The sequence below is a fragment of the Variovorax sp. J22P240 genome (assembly GCF_030316855.1).
Classification (GTDB): Bacteria; Pseudomonadota; Gammaproteobacteria; order Burkholderiales; family Burkholderiaceae_C; genus Variovorax.
Window position 1 is genome coordinate 19,412 of sequence record NZ_JASZYR010000023.1, and the last position, 18,667, is coordinate 38,078.

Annotated in this window: 21 protein-coding genes and 1 pseudogene; 14 read left to right on the plus strand and 8 right to left on the minus strand. The window is 62.3% G+C overall.

Features of this window, described 5'->3' with window-relative positions; genetic code table 11:
• Window positions 1–390 precede the first annotated feature (390 nt).
• Entirely contained in the window at window positions 391–612 is a 222-nt protein-coding gene (locus tag QTI24_RS29400; RefSeq protein WP_286605303.1) for a hypothetical protein, read from the plus strand.
• Window positions 613–717: 105 nt separating this feature from the next.
• Here QTI24_RS29400 and QTI24_RS29405 read toward each other — a convergent pair whose 3' ends face one another.
• Together QTI24_RS29405 and QTI24_RS29410 are read right to left on the minus strand one after the other, a co-directional pair.
• Window positions 718–1,224, minus strand: coding sequence for a YciE/YciF ferroxidase family protein (locus tag QTI24_RS29405; protein ID WP_286605304.1), 507 nt, complete (start codon window positions 1,222–1,224; stop codon window positions 718–720).
• A gap of 146 nt (window positions 1,225–1,370) precedes the next feature.
• The gene (locus QTI24_RS29410; RefSeq protein WP_286605306.1) at window positions 1,371–1,613 is read right to left on the minus strand and encodes a hypothetical protein; all 243 of its coding nucleotides are present in this window, start codon (window positions 1,611–1,613) and stop codon (window positions 1,371–1,373) included.
• A 725-nt stretch (window positions 1,614–2,338) separates the two neighbouring features.
• On the opposite strand from QTI24_RS29410, the gene QTI24_RS29415 reads away from it, so the two are divergent.
• From QTI24_RS29415 to QTI24_RS29435, 5 genes and pseudogenes are all read left to right on the plus strand, one after another.
• Window positions 2,339–2,635 (plus strand): hypothetical protein, encoded by a 297-nt coding sequence (locus tag QTI24_RS29415; protein ID WP_286605308.1) that lies wholly within the window; start codon window positions 2,339–2,341, stop codon window positions 2,633–2,635.
• Window positions 2,632–3,096 (plus strand): GAF domain-containing protein, encoded by a 465-nt coding sequence (locus tag QTI24_RS29420; RefSeq protein WP_286605310.1) that lies wholly within the window; start codon window positions 2,632–2,634, stop codon window positions 3,094–3,096. Before QTI24_RS29415 ends, QTI24_RS29420 begins: the two co-directional genes overlap by 4 nt.
• Window positions 3,097–3,237: 141 nt before the next feature.
• On the plus strand, window positions 3,238–4,185 hold the full coding sequence (locus QTI24_RS29425) for an IS5 family transposase (protein ID WP_286605312.1): 948 nt from the start codon (window positions 3,238–3,240) through the stop codon (window positions 4,183–4,185).
• 407 nt (window positions 4,186–4,592) lie between these two features.
• Window positions 4,593–5,176, plus strand: a pseudogene (locus QTI24_RS29430) (transposase); the annotation flags it as partial.
• Window positions 5,177–6,910: 1,734 nt separating this feature from the next.
• Complete coding sequence (locus QTI24_RS29435) at window positions 6,911–7,399, plus strand: hypothetical protein (protein WP_286605313.1); 489 nt, start codon at window positions 6,911–6,913, stop codon at window positions 7,397–7,399.
• 543 nt (window positions 7,400–7,942) lie between these two features.
• Here QTI24_RS29435 and QTI24_RS29440 read toward each other — a convergent pair.
• Complete coding sequence (locus tag QTI24_RS29440; RefSeq protein WP_353506122.1) at window positions 7,943–8,782, minus strand: tetratricopeptide repeat protein; 840 nt, start codon at window positions 8,780–8,782, stop codon at window positions 7,943–7,945.
• A gap of 9 nt (window positions 8,783–8,791) precedes the next feature.
• A complete protein-coding gene (gene ku / locus QTI24_RS29445; protein ID WP_286605315.1) occupies window positions 8,792–9,730 on the minus strand; it encodes a non-homologous end joining protein Ku in 939 nt (312 codons plus the stop codon).
• Window positions 9,731–9,945: 215 nt separating this feature from the next.
• Between ku and QTI24_RS29450 the strand changes: the two genes are divergently transcribed.
• Entirely contained in the window at window positions 9,946–11,109 is a 1,164-nt protein-coding gene (locus QTI24_RS29450; protein WP_286605317.1) for a PAS domain-containing sensor histidine kinase, read from the plus strand.
• Here QTI24_RS29450 and ligD (QTI24_RS31550) read toward each other — a convergent pair.
• Window positions 11,087–11,647, minus strand: coding sequence for a non-homologous end-joining DNA ligase LigD (gene ligD / locus QTI24_RS31550; protein ID WP_353506123.1), 561 nt, complete (start codon window positions 11,645–11,647; stop codon window positions 11,087–11,089). The two genes, QTI24_RS29450 and ligD (QTI24_RS31550), sit on opposite strands and share 23 nt — an antisense overlap.
• Window positions 11,648–11,748: 101 nt before the next feature.
• Window positions 11,749–11,937, minus strand: coding sequence for a non-homologous end-joining DNA ligase LigD (gene ligD, locus QTI24_RS31555; RefSeq protein ID WP_353506124.1), 189 nt, complete (start codon window positions 11,935–11,937; stop codon window positions 11,749–11,751).
• A 537-nt stretch (window positions 11,938–12,474) separates the two neighbouring features.
• On the opposite strand from ligD (QTI24_RS31555), the gene QTI24_RS29460 reads away from it, so the two are divergent.
• The 7 genes from QTI24_RS29460 (at window position 12,475) to QTI24_RS29490 (ending at window position 16,867) form a co-directional block, all read left to right on the plus strand.
• The gene (locus QTI24_RS29460) at window positions 12,475–12,777 is read left to right on the plus strand and encodes a type 1 glutamine amidotransferase family protein (RefSeq protein WP_286605318.1); all 303 of its coding nucleotides are present in this window, start codon (window positions 12,475–12,477) and stop codon (window positions 12,775–12,777) included.
• A 15-nt stretch (window positions 12,778–12,792) separates the two neighbouring features.
• Window positions 12,793–13,632, plus strand: coding sequence for an SHOCT domain-containing protein (locus QTI24_RS29465; RefSeq protein ID WP_286605319.1), 840 nt, complete (start codon window positions 12,793–12,795; stop codon window positions 13,630–13,632).
• Entirely contained in the window at window positions 13,632–13,931 is a 300-nt protein-coding gene (locus QTI24_RS29470) for a hypothetical protein (protein ID WP_286605321.1), read from the plus strand. The genes QTI24_RS29465 and QTI24_RS29470 overlap by 1 nt, the downstream gene beginning before the upstream one ends.
• A gap of 25 nt (window positions 13,932–13,956) precedes the next feature.
• Window positions 13,957–14,334: a hypothetical protein gene (locus QTI24_RS29475; protein ID WP_286605323.1), complete on the plus strand. Its 378-nt coding sequence runs from the start codon at window positions 13,957–13,959 to the stop codon at window positions 14,332–14,334.
• 370 nt (window positions 14,335–14,704) lie between these two features.
• Window positions 14,705–15,457, plus strand: a complete 753-nt coding sequence (locus QTI24_RS29480) for an extensin-like domain-containing protein (RefSeq protein ID WP_286605367.1) — start codon at window positions 14,705–14,707, stop codon at window positions 15,455–15,457.
• Window positions 15,458–15,575: 118 nt separating this feature from the next.
• Window positions 15,576–15,920, plus strand: coding sequence for a hypothetical protein (locus QTI24_RS29485; protein ID WP_286605324.1), 345 nt, complete (start codon window positions 15,576–15,578; stop codon window positions 15,918–15,920).
• Between the two features lie 5 nt (window positions 15,921–15,925).
• Window positions 15,926–16,867, plus strand: coding sequence for an alpha/beta fold hydrolase (locus QTI24_RS29490; protein ID WP_286605326.1), 942 nt, complete (start codon window positions 15,926–15,928; stop codon window positions 16,865–16,867).
• Window positions 16,868–16,890: 23 nt separating this feature from the next.
• Here QTI24_RS29490 and QTI24_RS29495 read toward each other — a convergent pair whose 3' ends face one another.
• Together QTI24_RS29495 and QTI24_RS29500 are read right to left on the minus strand one after the other, a co-directional pair.
• Window positions 16,891–17,604, minus strand: a complete 714-nt coding sequence (locus QTI24_RS29495) for an OmpH/Skp family outer membrane protein (RefSeq protein WP_286605327.1) — start codon at window positions 17,602–17,604, stop codon at window positions 16,891–16,893.
• 199 nt (window positions 17,605–17,803) lie between these two features.
• Window positions 17,804–18,310 (minus strand): YciE/YciF ferroxidase family protein, encoded by a 507-nt coding sequence (locus tag QTI24_RS29500; RefSeq protein WP_286605329.1) that lies wholly within the window; start codon window positions 18,308–18,310, stop codon window positions 17,804–17,806.
• Window positions 18,311–18,667 lie beyond the last annotated feature (357 nt).

Below are 18,667 nucleotides of genomic sequence, written 5' to 3' on the forward strand. Positions count from 1 at the left end.
CCAAGGAGCAGACCGCCTGGCCGGTAAAACCAACGAGATACGATTCGGACTGGCAGGGGAATGCGAAAAAGTCCCCTTGGCACGCGATCTGGGAGCGCACAGCATTGGCTGTGGCACCATCGGGGCAAGCTCCTGAAAGGGATGTGAGATGTCGAAGTCGGAAGATAAGGGCCGACGTCCCGCACGTCGAATGGGACTTCTGATTGCGTTCTTGATCGTTGGCGCAGTGGTCTTGATTGCTTTGTGGATGAGGGAGCCGCCACCAGGGGTGAAGCCGTCAACGGGCGCGGCCCCTCATGCGCTCCAGCTAGCGCGTGCAGCGACGCATGAAAGCAGCGATGTGCGAGGCGGCGCAGTGCGGGTCGTAGCGTCGCAAGCTGTCCCTGGGTCATGAGTACCAAGTCCGCCCGCCGCGAGTACCTGCTGGCCATGGCGGAGCTCGAGCGCAGGTGCGCCGAATTCTCCCGGCGGATGGAGGCGATTTTCGAGCCGGTGCCGCCCGGCGACCATCAGTTTCTATCGCCGTTCGGTCCGCGCAAGCCGCTCAAGCGCGCCACTATTCAACAGGCATCTCGTCAGATCGCCGTTCCTAAGCGCTCGAAGGCGGTCTAGTGGTTTGAGGATTGGGTACGCAGTCGTTCACCGCGTCGTAGAGCTCACCGAGCGGAGCTCCGCCTTCTGCTGCCAGCCCTTTACGCGGTGCACGGCCTTACACCGCTACTTCTTGTCAGCAGCCAGCACGTTGATCGCTGCCTCGGCCAACTCGCTCATCAACTCATCACCACGCGCGATCTCTGCAACAGCGGCATCAAGCGCCTTTTTGTCCTCGGAGCGCTTCAAAACCCCCGTAAAGGCGGCGACGGTGCCGAATCCCGCGATGCCGTAGTGCGTCATGCGCTGATACTGCGCAATGATCGCGGCGTCGAGGACCAGCCCCTTCTCGGGCGCGTCGTCGATCGTGTGTTTGGTCGCTTCCTCGACCAAGCCTTGCATACCTTTGCAGTGCTCCTTCTTGACCTTTTGGTCGAGGCCTTCAATCAATTCTTTTAGCACCTCGGTGTGCTTGGCGATGCCCTCCTGGGAGTTTGAAAGGATCGTCTTGAGCTTTTGGTGAGTAGCCTTTGGTGCGATCTTCTTGAGCACCTTTGCCATTTGGTCGTTCGCCGACCAAAGATCCTTGAGCTCGTCTGCGTACAGTTCTTCAAGGCTGGAGATATTGGACATGACAGCTTCCTTTCGAGACGGGCAGACCAGTCTGCGCCGTCCGCTTGCGGGTCATGAAGGCGAAGACGAGCACGCTTGTGCAGTCCGTGTCCGGCCCCGCGATGTTCCCCCGCGAGGCCACCCGCAGGCGGCTGACTCGGCTCGGCTCATTTCTTCTCGCGCTCTGCCTCTTCCGGCCGCTCGCGGTCTTGGTACGGTGAGCTTCCCTGGTTGCTCGAGGCGCCGACGCCCGCGTCGCCCGGGCGCACGGGTCGACGCGGGGGCGTGGGTTCAGGTTCGCTCCCATCCGGAGCTGCTCCGCTTTCGGCATCCGTCTTGGCGAACTGCTTCATCGCGTTCTCCGCCGGGGTTGGTTGCCGCTCGGGGGTGGGGTTGGTGGGGGCCTTCATGAGGCGTCGTCCTCCGTATTGCGCGAAGGCGTCAGGTCTTCTGTCAGGCCAAACGCGGCGGATTCGTCTTCCTTTGTGCTGGCGACGGTTCTTTTTGCCGGCATGTGCTCTGTGGGCGCTGGGCCGGATGCGGATTCGCCAGCGCCCGTCTTCGTTTCGCTGAACTTCTCGCCAGCACCGATGTTGTCGACCCCTCCGCTGGTCGTGGGGCGCGTCCCATCTCCTGTTCCTGCGATTCCTGCGATTGGTGTGTTGCTCATGGGGGTCCTTTTGAAAGAGAGCACACACCCTCAGCCGTGCGTCTGTGGCGCTATGTAGGACATGCGCGCTTCCAAGAAGTCTGAATTCGGACAGGGCGTGATGCCTACAACCGCCGTCGCGCTGCGGGAGTAGCTTGAGATTTCAAGCCCCCAGAGCCATCCACATCAACCACTGCTTTCGCCGGCACACGAACATGATCGCTCCAGCCGCCCTCAAAGCCGTGCTGCTGGACGTCGACGGGACACTTGTAGACAGCAATGACGCGCACGCCCGCAGTTGGGTGGAGGTACTCGAGCGCCATGGCCACGAGTGCGCCTATTCACGCGTTCGCCCGCTGATTGGCAAGGGCGGCGACAAGCTGCTTCCGGAACTCATCGGCATCGGACCGGGAGACCGGGCATTCACCCAGACAGGCAACGTCTTCAACTACTATGGCCCAACAAACGTCATGGGGCCAAACGCCAATGTCACGAACAGCCACCTTCCAAAACAACGCCCTGCCAGAGGTGGACCTCGGCGCGCTCAGCGCAGAACTGGAAGAGCTTCGACAGGCGGTCGCTCAGCGGGCGGAGGGTGCTGAGCAGCAGGAGCAGTTGGGACTGGTCGCGTCTGCAACAATAGCGGCAATGAAGGGAGACCGAGACAAGGTCGCCTCTACTCTCGCAAACATGAGTAAATGGACGCTGAGCGTCGCCGAGAAACTCGGTGTTGGTGTCGCAACGAAGCTCATCACGCAAATCCTGGATCGAACTCGCGCATGAGCAACGAACAGGTCATAGAAGCGTTCTCTCAGATTCTGGATCAGGAGGGTCTTGACCAGGCGCTGGCATTCTTGAATGCCAGCGTCCCTTTGCGGTACACGGCGGTCAACAGGTACGCCGGCCTGCTGATGAAGAGCGTGGGCTTCCATGACGCCCTGGGTGAAGGTCGCCCGTCTTTCCTGTCGGCCATTCCATTGGACAAGAGCCTGGCGCAATTTATCAAGCCTGGCACCCCCTTCCGGACTAATGACTCCTCGAAAGACGAGAGGCTCGTCGCCCCGATCTTCGAGAGGTTTATCTTCTCCTACCATGGCACCGCTCTGGTCACGCCAGCTGGCCATTCATGGGGCGTGATCTGTCACTACGATTTCGCCCCAATTGCGCTTTCTGACGACGCGTTCGAGATTCTGGAGTTGGTGGCTCCGATCGTTGCTTCCTTTGCCGTGGATCCCCATCGCTGAACCGCGGTCGGGGCTGCGGCCGCGCAGAATGCCACGATGCTTTGGCAAAAAGTCGCGGATGCTCATGTTGATCGTGCGCTTGGTCGCTCTTATCTAGGGATGGTCTGCAAAACAGGCCCAGGCCTTGCATGATCTGAGCCCATGATTTCCAAACGCGTGACGCCGCCGAATCAACTCGGCTTGGGGCTGAACCTGTCCACCAAGAAGACGCGCAAACGCGAGTTTCTCGACGAGATGGATCGGGTGGTGCCTTGGGGCGCACTGGTGCAGATCGTCGAGCCGCATGCGCCGCGGGCGAAGACCAGGCGACCACCGTTTGCGATCGAGACGATGCTGCGCATTCACTACCTTCAGCAATGGTTCGGGTTGAGCGATCCGGCGATGGAAGAGGCGCTCCACGACGTGCCGCTGTACCGGGAGTTCGCTGGCCTCGGTGATGGCGTGAGCCGCTTGCCTGACGAGACCACCATCCTGCGGTTTCGCCATTTGCTGGAGGCCCACGACCTGGCCGCCGACATGCTTCGCGTGGTCAACGACATCCTGCAAGCCAAGGGCATGTTGTTGCGCACGGGCACCGTGGTGGACGCTACGCTGATCTCGGCGCCGAGTTCGACCAAGAACGCCGAAGGCGAGCGCGACCCGGAGATGCATCAGGTGAAGAAAGGCAACCAGTGGTACTTCGGGATGAAAGCGCACATCGGCGTGGATGCCTCCTCTGGCCTCGTGCACACGGTGGTGGGGACCGCCGCCAATGTGAGCGACATCAACGTCGCTGGCGCACTGCTGCATGGTGAAGAGCAGGCGGCCTACGGTGACGCCGGCTACCAAGGCGTGCACAAGCGTGGCGAAGCCCAAGGGCCGACCTGGCATGTGGCGATGCGTCCGGGCAAGCGCAGGATGCTCAACCCCTTCATCGGGCCGGAGTTCGTGGCCGAGCGTATAGAGAAGATGAAGGCCAGCATCCGAGCCAAGGTCGAGCACCCGTTCCGTGTGATCAAGCAGCAGTTCGGCTTCACCAAGGTGCGCTATCGCGGGCTGGCGAAGAACACGGCGCAAGTCGTCACGCTGTTCGCGCTGTCGAACCTGTAGATGGTGCGGCGGCGTTTGATCGGGATCCAGCGATGAGTGCGTCTGCAGGGTCGGAATTGGGCCCACAAGACCTCTGTGAAGGCTGCGCCGCACAGCAAATCGACGCCACAACAGCTCGATTGAGATGTTCGGATGCATCGACATCGCCCTATTCATTCAACCGTCCGCGCTGCGCGTGTTCTGCAGACCATCCCTAGCGATGATGAAACAGAATGCCGTCCCCGCGGAGCAGACCCACTCGCCACAAAGGACCGCGGCCAAGCAATGGAACCTATTTGGGCGAGTTGAACGCGATCAACGAGTGACGGCTCCTGGCCTGTGTGCCGAGATCCAGAAGTGGCCATCGGACGACAGCTACCGCTCGCGGATTCAACACTGAAACTGCCGTAGGCAGAAGGGTGTTGCAGATGGCTTACCGGACGCGACCCTACTACACAGACAGCCAGAAGGCATTGATGTCGGACATGGAGGCAGGGATGGACCCTCCATCAGATCGCTCGTTCAATCGACCGCACACGTCGGTACAGGGAATTCTGTCGCGCACTGGCGGCATTTAGCCGCCGGAGCGAAGCCGTTCACCGAAGGCACTGACGCTGGCCGAGCGCGAAGAGATCTCGCGTGCCATGGTGGCTGGCTTCTCGATTCGCGCGATCGCGGTGATCCTCGGGCGAGCTCCCTCCACCATCAGCCGCGAGATCAAGCGCAATGGTGGTCCAGAATGCTATCGGGCGACCCAGGCCGACCAGGCAGCCTGGGACCGGGCTCGTCGGCCCAAGCGCTGCAAGCTGGCCGAGAACGGGTCTTGGCGCGCATCGTCACGGGCAAACTTCGCCTGCAATGGTCTCCGGAGCAGATTGCGGGGTGGCTCAAACACACCTACCCTTGCGACGAGACCTGCCACGTGTCACACGAGACCATCTACCGCAGCCTGTTCATTCAAGCCCGCGGGGCCTTGAAGAAGGAATTGCTGCAGCACCTGAGACGAACGCGACCTCACGAAGCTGCGTTCGGGTAGCGAGATTCGTAACACAACAAGACAGCGGCAGCGTTGGCGCGCCAGCACCACAAGTAGCCTGGGACGGTGACAGCAGGCGATAGCAACACAGAGAACAATGTGATCTAGGCTAGCAATCTTCATGGTTGCCCCTTTTGAGAGCGCCGCGTCGCCCCGCCGATTGACCACTTCCTGAGGTTTGCCCCGTATTTGGACATCTCCAAACTGGAGTTGGGCGACTTACTCCTCTTTTGGGACGAACGCGCCCGGGGGTCAAGTGCCGCGCGAACCGTGCGGGCGGTGATGGTTTTGATCGTGCGCCAAGCCTTCAACTTCGCCCGCATCCTGCATCGTAGTGATCCTCGGTGCCGTTCAGGAACTTTAGCCGCCCGTTGGAGGACTCGTTCGGCGAGCTGTCCATGTGCTTTCCCGATCTCGGCACTTTTCACCGGGGCCGGGGGGTGTACGTGGGAACTGGCCCTTCACCGCGAGGCCCCTGCGCGTGCTCTGGTGTGTATCCGTTGTCGTTGCGCCAGCCGAGAAGGTCAGTCAGGGCAACATCGGCCTCCACGATACGGTCTAGCAACGTCTCGCCCACCAGGACGCCAAACACGACGCGTAGCTCGACTTCGACAGTCCAGGAGCGTCCCAGGCCTCACAAGAGCCCTTTTTGAAGAAATCGTTCAGCGACAAAATCCTGGGCGGCGATTCGCCCGTTCCGGTCGAAAAGCCGCACGCTGCACCGGTTGAGACGTTTGGCAATCAACTTCACAAAGCCGACGTGAGCCTCGGCTCTGTCTCGGGCGTTGGGTGGAGGCAAGGGCGGTTTTTGTCCTTTGCGGGAGTATCAATGAACTCGCTCGCTCTGCCTTCCTCTAGGCCGCTGTCATCATCGTCGTGTGGGTCGGCGCGGCCTGTGCCACGGCAACAGCTAGCGCGGACCAATCCAGTGGTCAGTGGATCACTGCCCGGCTGTGCCGCGCCAACTTCGTACTGAGATGGCTCGACACGAATTAGTTGAGCTCATGGGCCGACTGGCAAGTGAAGGTTGCGCGCTCCCGATGAGCGATGCGATTACATACCTGGCTGAGATGCTTGTCAGGCTGCGCCCGACGCTAGCGAACGCGGACTACGACACACTACTTCTCATTGGTGCGTCCATCTGGCGGTGCGTGCTACTCGAGGAGGGTCGCAACGCGCCAGGCCTCGGCTCGGGCGGCACAGGGTAGTCCAGGCTGAGGGCCTAGACGAACGCAGGGAAGGCGTTCTCCGACGCGAGCCCCCGCGCGCGCCGCGCGGCCATGGAAAGACTATGTCGGTGACGAACACGATCTTGTCCTATCAGCTGAGACGCCCTCATGGCCCACAGGATGCAAGAAAACCGTGAAGGCGAAGCCTCAGAGATCTACTGCAGCTGCGGCCGCGCACTTTGCCGCGCCTTCCAAGAGCCGGGCAGCAGCACCTCACCGGAATTTCCCAACGACAGCTGCGCATCCGGAGTTATCCATGCCGGCTGGCCCCTTGGTCGAACGCGGGGCGCCCGTACTTCTGCGTGAGGCCCTTTCGACATGCACCCGATCACCGGGATCCTTCATGTCGTAGCCGAAAAGCGAAGGCCGGAGCGTTAGGCCATGGCAGCGGCGGTCATGGCAAGGCCTGCGCGGACGGGAAGTGTTCGCCGTCGATCAGTTTGCGCAGTAGTTCGGCGATGTCGTCGAGTGGAAGGCAATAGTGCGTCTGCGGCACTCCCGGCGTGCCGTTCCGCTGTTTCGCCATCGGTGCCGCTTCGACGGCTTCGTCCGTAGCCTCGAGCACCCCGATCCCACCGGCCACGTTGATCGCTCGCAGTCCTTCGATTCCGTCGACATCGCCTCCAGCCTAAACGACGCCGATCACGCGTGGCCCACTAACGCGGGCAGCAGACGCGAACAGACGGCGGCATTGGACTGGCGGACGCCGGAGTTAACGGGCAGGCCGGGCACGCCGCATCAAGTGATCGTGAATTGCATGCGCTACCTCCGTGAGCATCTCGACGAAATCCTCGAGATCAACCGGCAGGGTGACGTTCTCAACTGCGCCATCACCTCCTACCATGCCGTGTGCAGCCGTGATGACGCCGATGCGCTGCAGTTGGACCTGGTGAACTTCCTTGTGCCGCCCAGGGAAGCAGCCACACCGGTGACTACCGCGGCGGACGTGCCCTCTGCGGTGAAGCCGTGAATGCCGATGGGAGGTGCAGCTTCTCGTCCCGAGCCTGACCGCCTCAGTCCTGGCCCGATGGCCATTGCCGGAGCTGGCCGAAGACGCGGACAACGAGGTTCGGGGTCCCGTGATGATCATCGCGGGGAGCGAAGAAATTCCCGGGGCCGCCTTGCGCTCTGCCGTGGCAGCTTTTGCGCGCAGGCGCGGGGGAGCTCACGATTGCGGCTCCGGCGTCGATTGCGAAGGGGCTTGCGTTGTCGCTCATTCCCATGCGGCGTTCTCCGACAACGCGTTCCTTCGCACGCGCGCACTTTGACTTTTTTGAGGACGCGGCAATGAAAAGCGAGGGTTAAGTCAAGAGCGACGAACGCGACAACACACGGGTGCTCCGGTGGGTCGTCATCGCAGTGGTCGTCGTCTTGGTCGGAGCGTTGAGTTACAACTTCCTGGCTCGGGAGAAAACATCGGAAGCGCCTTTGACCAGGCCGAGCGCCGACTCTTCCCAGAAGTCGACAGGCCCAGCCAAATGACTCGGGCGAAGTAAGGAGTTCCGGCGGCTGGCTAGCGGGAGAGGCGCCGGTAGGCGCTGTAGTGTCGAATCGCACGCTGGCGGTGGCCCAGTTCGTCGTACAGCCGGCCAGCATTGAAATGGGCATCCGCCAATTCCGGATCGAGTTGAAGCGCACGGTCATAGCTTACCAGCGCCTCAGGGAAGCGGTGGAGATCCTCCAGAGCGACGGCGCGGTTGAAGTGCAGCAAAGGCTCTTCGGGACGATGCTGAATGCCTTGGGCGAGAACGCGTACGGCCTCTTTGCATTCACCCTTTTCACAAAGCAACGCACCGAGATTGAGATACGCGTTCGTGAAGTCGGGTGCTGCGGCGATGGCCTGTGCGTACGCGCGCCGGGCCGCACCTGGATCGACATCCTCCAAGGCTTCTCCGCGAGCAAACAGTTCCTCGGCCGACGCTCGCTGGCGACCGGCGCTCCGACCGCGCGCAAGGAGCCGGGGCTCCCCCGCGACTGCTTCGGGCGTTGACTGCAATCCACCTTCGAAATTCATCAGCAGCTGACCCGACTCGGCTTCCCATTGAGCATCGCGGTCCCGCACCGCAATGTCCTTGCCGACTGCCATGATCCGCAAGCTCGTCAGCGGCGCCTCGGGCGGCAATTCATCTTTCAGTCGGCGCAGGGAGCGAAGAATCTTTGCGGTCGGGATGTGCGCTGTTCTCAGTTCATGGGCGGTCCGAAGCAGCAGGACATCCTGGAACGAAAACAGATACGCGCGACGCGAACCTCTCCGGGGCTTCACGAAACCCATCTCGACCAGACGAACGATGGCGTTGCGGGAGAGGCCGAGCATCTCCTGAACGCGTCGGATCGTGTGCGATTCCAGACCCACCCCCGACGATCATTTCCTTGCGCGGCTGTGCGCCGGGGCTGCCACCGGCTCAGCCACCTCGGTCTTGGGCGCACGGCGCACGCCTTTGCGCTCCTTTCCCATCGCGCTCACGTTGTTTCCTGTCGCGGTCTTGCCGGCAGGGGGCGGCGACTTCGTCGCCGAAGCCGGGCTTCGTTTCAGGCTGGCCATCAGAGCGGCGGTGAGGTCGATGACCTGCCCGCTGGTCTCCTCGCCGCCCGCGTGCGGCGATGCCACGACTTCCTGGCCGGCGATCTTGGCGTCGATAGCGGCGAGGATGCGCTTTTTTTCCTCGTCCTCGAACATGGTCGGGTCATAGCTGTCTTGGGAGATCTGGTCGATGAGCTGCAGCGCCAGTTTCAGTTCCGCCGGCGTCGGTTCGGTGAGCTCGATGTCGAGATCCTCCAGTGAACGGACCTCGTTCGCGTAGAGCAGCTGCTGCAGTACGAGCCCGTCCTCGGCGGCGCGCACCTGGACGACGTATTGCTTGCCCTTCCAGGCCCATTTGGCCAGCGCGCATCGCCCGCTCTCCCGCATCGCGGCGCGCAACAGGCTGTAAGGCTTGCCACCTCGCTTGTCCGGCGCGAGGAAGTAGGCCTTGTCGTAATACAGAGGGTCGACCTCCTTCTCGGGGATGAACGCCACGATGTCGATCACGTGGCTGGCGTCTTCCTCCAGGGCCTTGAGCTCCTCGGGCTCGAACAGCACATACTGATCTTTCTCGAACTCATACCCCTTGATCATTTCGCTTCGCGGCACCACGGTCTTCATGTCCTTTTCGGACACGTACTGCTGCTTCACCCGGCTGCCATCCTTCGTGAGAAGGTTGAAGCGGATGGTTTCGGATGACTCGGTGGCCGAATAGAGCTTCACCGGAATCGAGACGAGCCCGAAGCTGAGCGACAGCGATGCGATGGAACGTGCAGCCATGATTTCCTCGTGTCGAAGCGGCGCCGTCCGGCCGCAGGAACCACAAACTTGCCACAAACGGGCGGTCGAAGGAAGAGGACAACGTTTGCATCCTCTGGCTCGTGGAGTCCGTCAACATGGCATGGGGCAGCCCGGGCTACTCGAGGAATCAGCGCACTTCCGCGGCTTCGCTCTACGGGCTTGGAAACTCGGCAGGCCATCGCGACAATGAACCGATGAGCAACCAGGAAGACGGCCAGCGGCCACCGGTGTCGCCGCAGGAAGATGAGGTCGCTCGCGCGCCAGGCGATTTGACGCCGCAACGGGCGTTCGAACTCATGGGGCAGCAGTCGCCAGACATCGCTTTTGTGCTCCAGGATCGGCAAGGAGCCATCATTGGCTGGCGCGCCGCTGCCGAGGGGGTCTTCGGCTACTCGGAGGCCGAGGTTCTGGGTCGCACTATCGACTTTCTCTTCACCGACGAAGATCGCGCGCTCGGCCTGCCGGAACTCGAGCGTTCTGTGGCCCTGGCGGCCGATCGTTCCGAGGACGATCGTTGGCACGTCCGCAAAGACGGCACGCGCATCTGGGTCTGCGGAAGTCTGGTCGCGCTGCGTGAGCACGGTCGTCACGTCGGCTTCGCGAAGGTGATGTGCGATCGGACCAACCTGCGGGCCCAATTGGAAACACTCGGGAATCGGCTGAAGCACGCGGACGATTCGCTCCACAAGCGGGATGCCTTCTTCAGCCGTCTCACCCACGAACTTAGAAATGCCCTCGCTCCGATCAGCGATGCGAGTCGCCTGATTCAGCGCAAGAGCGCGCACGAGGAAGCCGCAGCGCCGCTTGCCATCGTGCAGCGGCAGGTCAACCTGATGGTCCGGATGATGAACGACCTCGCGGAGGTCGTCCGCTCCGGCGTCGGGAAGCTTCAGTTGAGGAAGCAGACGTTCAACCTCGTGGACGACTTGGCCGCGATCACCGCCGTGGTGCAGCCCGATGCGCTGCGCAAGGGACAGACGCTCGCGGTGAATCTTCCTAGGGAGCCGATCCTTATCCTGGCGGACAAGGAACGCGTGCACCAGATCATGTTCAATCTTCTTCACAACGCGGTCAAGTACACGCCGAAAGGCGGTCTGATCTGGCTTCATTGCAGCGTGGAGACGAAAGAAGCGGTGATCAAGGTAGAGGACACGGGCGTTGGCATCGCACCTTCCCTCTTGCCCGAAATCTTCGAGCTGTTCACGCAGGAGAATCCGACCCAGTCTGAAGGAGGCTTCGGCGTTGGGCTTTCGCTGGTAAAGGATCTGGTCGACGCCCATCAAGGGTTCGTGCAGGTCCGCTCAGATGGAAAGGACCGGGGCAGCGAATTCACAGTCAGGCTGCCGCTCGGCCTGTAGCACGCGCCTTGCCGGCCGGCACATAGCCCAGGATCTTCATCGCCGCGGCGAGCGGCTGCTTTCTCTTCCAGAACCCGGCCCAGGGATCCACGCTCTGCAAGGTCAGATGTTCGCGCGCTGTCGCAACGCTCCATTGCGAACCGTTCTTGAGCGTCGACAGGTCTTCCCATGCGACCAGCATCGACACGCCAAGCCCGGGCCGGGCGCGAGCCGAGCAGGCCGATGCCGTCGTGGCACCGTGCCCATTGCGCAGAAAGTCGACGAACAGCTTGCCTACGCGGTTCGAAGGCCCGCTCTTCGCCACGAAGCGCGTCGGTATCACCCGGGCCAGATGTTGCACGATCGCCTGTGAGAACCCCTTCACCGCTTCGTAGTCGTAGCGAGGTGCCAGCGGCACAACGACGTGCAAGCCCTTGCCGCCGCTGGTCTTGAGCCAGGCTTCAAGGCCGAGTTCGGAGAGAAGCGTGCGGACCAGCACTGCGGCCTCCTGCACGAGTTGCCACGAGGTGCCTTCGCCGGGGTCCAGGTCGCAGATCATCCGGATCAGGCTGGTCGATGTTCCGGGCGGTCGAGTTCCACGTGTGGAATTCGATGACGTTCATTTGTGCCGCACTGGCCAACGCCTGTGTGGTTCCCACCTCAAGCAACGCACCCATGTCCCGGCCACAGCGACGGGTCCAGTTCCCTGATGCCGGGGATCCTGATCTTCTCGTCGTGGTTCTGGAAGAAGAGTTCACCCTGGACACCGGACGGGCCACGCACGAGGGAGCAGGGCCGGCCCTTCAGGTGCGGAAGAATCCACTCGGCCACAGACTCGTAGTAGCGCACCAGGTCGAGAGCTTGGTGAGTCCGGAACTGGACTCGATGACCCAGTCCGCGTTGCTCATCTTGATCCCGCCGATGGCCGAGGCCGGCTTGTCGTCGCGCAGCGCCACATATGAGGCATGTCGGATTGGTTATCCGGAGTCGGAGCGTCGCGCCCGTTGCTGGCCAGCGCTGTAGGAAGGAACCGTCGGTGCAGGTTGCGAACCATCGCGGAATGCGCCCCGGCCCTCAGGCGGGATCGGATTCAGCTAAAGGCCCCCGGTTGTTGAGGCTCAAAAAAAGCCAAACATTTCCTACAAGCCGCTGCGGACGTGGGGCCTACGGTCTTTGATCGAGCCCCCACCGTCCCCCTGCACACTCCGTCACCACGAGGCATTTTCCATGGCCAGAAAGCGTCCCACTGTCGCCACTCCCGCAGACTGCGAAATCCTGGCCGCGTGTGCGGCCGCCCGGAATACCGGTAGCGGACCAGCCAATCCAGGTCCTCCCGCGGCAGGTTTCAGCGATCTGCGGGCACAGAAATCGGAAAACAGTCCGGGCATGCTGTTCGACGCGCTGATCCTGCCTGACGGTGAGAGCGGCGTCGGGACCTTGGATGGCCACGCACATCCGCTGCAATTCCTGAGGCTTCAGTACTGGCATTGCAAGCCGATCCTGGCTTTCGGCGCCTTGCAAGCGCTGCTGGCCGACGCGCAGATTCCCATGACGCTAGCGGACGGCAGCCCTGACGAAGGCTTGATCCTGGCAAATGCGGCGGACGCCGACGAAGCCGTTGCCGCCTGTTTTTCTTCCATGGCCGCTCACCGACACTACGGGCGGGACAATCAACGGTCTGTGGCCTGAACCCGGTTGCCGGATATGCAGTTCCAATCGCAGTCCGATTCGGCCGTGCCGCGCGCGCAGGTGGAATCCTCGGCTGGCTGGCCTGCGCCACTGGTGCAGGCTCTGACGGACGTTGCAGCTCGCCATGGTTTTGAGTCCGAGCCCGCCCAGGTGATGTGGGAGGCCGTCACCCTCGGCCAAGGCGGCATGGCCCAGTTCGGCCATCCTGCGCTAGGCGGCAGCGGGCAGTGGATGCGGGGCGGCATGCTCATGATCGGTGACATGTTCGACCATGGGCTCAAGGCACGAGTGAACGCGCTGTGCGAGGAGGTCGCTCGGCTTTACGCAGAGCATCCGCAGTGGCGCCGGCCGATGCGAGAAGCTGCCGGCGCCGGAGCCGAATGGTGGCCAAGCGGCCTTCATGGTCCGTCCAGCAGCGGGGCGCAGAACGGCATTCGCTATGCCTATTTCCCAGCCCAGCACCGCTTGGCGATCGAACGCGCAGGCACGATCGAGCTTTATGACACCGGCGATCACCTGATCGGTGGCGTCTCCCAGCAGCAGGGTGGTGACGAATCGTTGACATTTGCGAGTCAGCACGGGCCGGTCTCGCTGACATCGCTGAATCGGTTGGACGAGGCGCACGCGACAGTCCCGCCTGCCCGTGAGCCTGTCGCGTTCTCGGCCGCGTCGGCGGAGGGCCCGACGCAAGCTCAGACCAATCCGTCGAGTGGCGCAGCGGCCGAAACCAAGACCGATCGTGGCGCTGCGCAGACTCTGGACACCATCGAACGGCTCGCGGGCCTTCGCGAACGTGGCGTGCTGACGGAGGCCGAGTTCATTGCCAAGAAGACGGAACTGCTCGGGAGACTCTGATGGAACCCATGAAGCCGATGCAGCCGATGGCACCAATGACGCCTATGGAGAAGGCAGCTTGGTGGCCGCCGGGTCTTGGCAGCCCGGCGACTGTTGGCGCTCAAGACGACTGGCGGTATGCATTCTTTCCTGACGAGCGGCGACTCGTAGTGGAGCACAGCGGCAAGGTCACTCAATACGATACGGGTGACCATGCGATTGTTGGCGTCAGTCAGCGCCAGGGAGGGTCCGGCGCCGGACTCGTCTTCACCAGCCAACATGGCCTAGTAACCCTCGCCATGCTCGATCCGATTCCATAGTGCGGGGCAGGAGGGCGCCCGCATATTGAGCGAGGACGGCCTTCGGAATGCGCATTTGCTGACATTCAGTCACCCATTCGTACAACAAGAATCAAGCGACAGATCCTTCAAGGGAGTCGCCATGTTCGACAGCTACAAGGACAGGATTCAAGCCTTTTGCGACGAAGCGGGTATCGAAGTGCCAGTCGGCTTCGGCCGCCATACGACCGGCCGCTACGTGGCGATCGACGAGGAGTCCTTGCCGCACAAACTGGTGGCGACGACGTGGCCGAACCGCAAGGAAGCAGTGAACTATTTGCTCAACCTGGCCGAGGGCAGGAGACTGCGATTTCTCGATTTCAAGGATCGTTGCGAACTTAGCTTCGACGGCAAGGCCGGCCTGCTCAAGTGCGGCACGTTCTGAGGACCGCGGCGTCGCACCGCCACGCACGACTGCGGTCCCGCCGCATCAAGCGCCATCGGCACTTCGAAGTGCCGCGGCAAGGGCCAGTGCCTGCTGCGTGACCGGTCACGAGCCTTGCCCGAGCGCCCTTCATCCGGGCGGACGGCCATTCTCTCGTCTTGCCAAGCCGGATGGCCGCCGTGAAGTAAATGCACCGGCTTTTGTCCTGACAGGGCGAGAAGAGGACCGCCGTGCTGCAAGCAAGACCCCTTCTGCCGAGGTGCCGGCCAGGCTTCAGCGCCAAACGCCGCTTTCGTCCTTCCAAAACTGCGTCGTAAATCTGGTCCGCGCCTACATCGGCAGATTGGACGAGGAGCAACGCTTGGCGGGCATGTCTTCGCCGCCGAGCCCAACCCATATCGCAAGCGTCGTGCTCTTGGTGGCGCTACTTTTCGGTGCTTGGGCGCTAAAGGCGGGCTGGATCGCCATTCCCGAGCGCTATAACCCGTGGGCCGAACTGGACACGGCCGAAGCGCCAAACCTCCTCACCTCCGTGAAGCTCTCGCGCGCGCAGCGTGATCCCGCGCGTTGCCTCGCGCTGCTGGAAGCCTCAGGGATGCAGTTCGAGCCGATGCCCGACCGCACCACAGCTGAGGGCTGCGCATTGCGCAACACGGTACGCTTGGCCCGCGCGCGCGAGTTGACGTTGGGCACGCCGGTGCTGCTGAGCTGCCGCGCCGCGCTCGCCTTTGCGTTGTGGGAGCGCCATGTGATCCAGCCAGCGGCCGCCGAATTGCTGGGCACGCGCATCGTCCGCGTTGATCACCTGGGCGGCTATGCCTGCCGAAACGTGGTGGTGGGCCGACAGCAGCAAGAAGGTGTGCCCGGCCGGCGCAGCCAGCATGCAACGGCCGACGCGTTGGACGTCACCGCGTACACCCGCGCAGACCGTGGTCGCGTCCTCGTTATCCGGCGCGACTGGATGCCCGGCGCGTCGCACGCGCCAACACCGGAAGGCGCCTTCCTGAGCGAGGCGCACAAGGGGGCGTGCGAGCTCTTCGACGCCGTTCTCGGCCCTGACTACAACGACGTGCATGCCGACCACTTTCATCTGGAAGTTGGCGCCGGGCGTGCATGTCGCTGAGCCCATTGCGCGTTTTCGTCGAGGCGGGCGCAAGGGCGACGTAGCGAGAGTTCAGACCGCAACGCACGGCGGACGCACGATCAATAGGTCGCCCACTTCCGCCTACCGCGTTCGGCGAATGCTGTCCTACTCACGCGCCGCCGTGTTTACGTGGAGACTGCTGGGAAGGAGCGCGGAGCGGGAGTTTTTGAAGGAACTGATGATGTCCGAACACTACCGCCGCCTGGCCGTTTTCGTCGACAACCCGGGTATTGAAAATTTCGTTTGGATCGTGCTCGAAAGTACCGGCGACCCCGCAGTGTGGTTGGATCTCGAAACGGGATTCGAGTCTTACGATACTTGGATCGAGGCCTTTGAAGCGGGCAATCTCGCCTTGCGCGCTTATGTCGACGACGAGGATCGGGGGCCGATCGGTGAGTCGCTAGGAGAAAGCGAAGAGTCCGATGGAGACGATGGAGTCTGAGTTGAGTGCCGGCGTTCGCCTCGGCCGCCTGGCATGCCGAGGAGCCTAACGAAGCTCGAGGCAATGTGAATTCCGACACCCTTCAGTTCCGCGATGTCCCAGCGGATGATGTACGGCTCCACGTAGCCCTGACGGGGCCGGAAAAAGGTCGGTTGGTCATTCTGCTGCATGGCTTTCCGGAGTTCTGGTACGCTTGGCGGCGGCTCCTGGCGCCTCTGGCCGCGGGCGGTCTGCGGGTCGCCGCCCCGGACCAGCGCGGGTATGGCCTGAGCGACAAGCCGCCAGCTATCCGTGACTATGGGCTCGATTTTCTTGCCGATGACGTGCTGGCGCTCGCCTCTGCCCTCGGCCATGAGCGTTTCAGCGTCGTTGGCCATGATTGGGGCGGCGTAATAGCTTGGCAACTGGCAGCTCGCAACCCGGAGCGCATCGAGCGCGCCGTCATTCTCAACGCACCGCATCCGGACACGGTGCTGCGCCACGCGCTGCGCCATCCCATGCAGTTGCTAAGGAGCACGTATGTGGCGTTCTTCCAGGTCCCTGTGATCCCGGAGATCGCGTTGCGGACGAACGATTTCGCCGCGCTGGTCATGGCACTGACGCATAGCAGCCTGCCAGGGACCTTCAATGAGGACGATCTTCAACGATACAAGGAGGCGTGGTCACAGGACCGCGCGCTGACGTCGATGCTGAATTGGTACAGAGCCGCTGCGACGGCATCGCCTTGCCGGGAACGGATCGCGGTCCCGGTGCGTGTAATTTGGGGGGACAAGGACAGTGCGTTGGAGAGAACCCTTGCCGAAGATGGCGCCGCTCGCTGCGACCACGCCGAGGTGATTCACATCGAGAACGCCACTCACTGGATGCATCACGAGGAACCGACACTTATCGAAAAGCTGGTGCGCGAGTTCGTCGCGGGGTCAGGCCGTAACGATGAATGGAGATGAGCTACTGGGGTGACTTGGAGACGCTAAGGTGCGGGCACCGTCGACGATAGGCCACTTCGTGAAGTGCACGCGGCCACCTGAAATGGGATCGACTCTTCGTTCAACGCTTGGACGACTTCCGTGGTCCAATCCGCGGAGGGTCGGACATACAGCGCGCTGTCCAGAATGAAGTCCGCCTGCGCTTCCTTCGCAAGCCCCTCGACGGCAACGCGAACCCTACGGAACAGTTCGTCATAGCACTCGATTCCGCGGCGGGACCTCTCAGCATCCAGCAACTTGCGATCGATCATCAGCCGATGCTCCGCTTCCGTCAATCGGAGCACGGCTGAGTTCACCAAGGCTGGCGACAATTGCCCCTCCTCAAGGCTAGACCGCACGACAGCCAGTTCCTCAGTGCGCCGACGAAGTGACGCCTCGCGCTCGACGAACTGGTCGGCAAGGGCTCGCTGAGCCAGACTTCCCATCCACGATTCACTGAAGACGCGCTCAACATCCACGACGCCCGGGCCGCTCGCCTTCGAATGAGCCCCTAACAGCAGAAGTAGTACGGCCACCAAGCAACGCCGCCCATCCGACACAATAGCCAGCCGCCCAAATAAAACCATAAAGCGGAAAAGGCGTTGACCACCGGACAACATTGGGTGAGGACTCAAGGTTGCTGATCTCCTGTGAGTCGACTTCGACGTGATCTCTCCCGCGTCGCCGCCTTCTCCGAAGCATTTCAGTGTGTTGTTCAAACTCCGAATAGTCTTACGCTCCGCTCCCGCCGGAGCTGATTGACGGCAAGTTTGTGACATCAGCTGGGAGGCATGGCTCGAATGCATCAGTGCTCGCAGATCTCAAGGACTGAAGCGCACGCCCGAGCGGGCCGTCGAAGCGCAAATGGCTCCAGCTGGCACGACCGCTGCGTGGCCTCGATTGCTAGGCTGATGACTGCTACTTTTTGGCGGCCGCCTGCACGTTGATTGCTGCTTCGGCCAACTCGCTCATCAACTCATCGCCACGGGCGATCTCGGCGACCGCGGTGTCGAGCGCCTTCTTGTCTTCCGAGCGCTTCAGGGCCCCCGCAAAGGCGGCGACTGTGCCGAATCCCGTGATGCCGTAGTGCGTCATGCGCTGATACTGCGCAATGATCGCGGCATCGAGGACCGGTCCCTTCGCGGGCGCATCGTCGATCGTGTGTTTGGTCGCTTCCTCGACCAACCCTTGCATGCCTTTGCAGTGCTCTTTCTTGACCTTCTGGTCGAGGCCTTCAATCAGTCCCTTGAGCACCTCAGTGTGCTTGCCTATGCCCTCCTGAGAATTTGACAGGATCGTTTTGAGCTTCTGATGAGTGGCCTTCGGTGCAATCTTTTTGAGCACCTTTGCCATTTGGTCGTTCGCCGACCAAAGATCCTTGAGCTCGTCTGCGTAGAGCTCTTCAAGGCTTGAAACATTGGACATGGCAGCTTCCTTTCGCGAACTGGGAGACCAGTCTGCGCCGTCCGCGTGCGGCCCGTGTAGGAGAAGACGAGCACGCTGGTGCAGTCCGTGTCCGGCCCTGCGATGTTCCTGGGCAGGGGCCACCGGCAGGCGGCCGACGCACCTCGGCTTATCGTTTCTCGCGCTCTGCCTCCTCAGGCCGCTCGCGGTCTTGGTACGGTGAGCTTCCCTGGTTGACCGAGGCTCCGACGCCAGCGTCGCCCGGGCGCACCGGTCGACGCGCGGGTGCGGGTTCAGGTTCGCCCCCGTCCGGGGCTACTCCGCTTTCGGCATCCGTCTTGGCGAACTGCTTCATCGCGTTCTCCGCCGGAGTTGGTT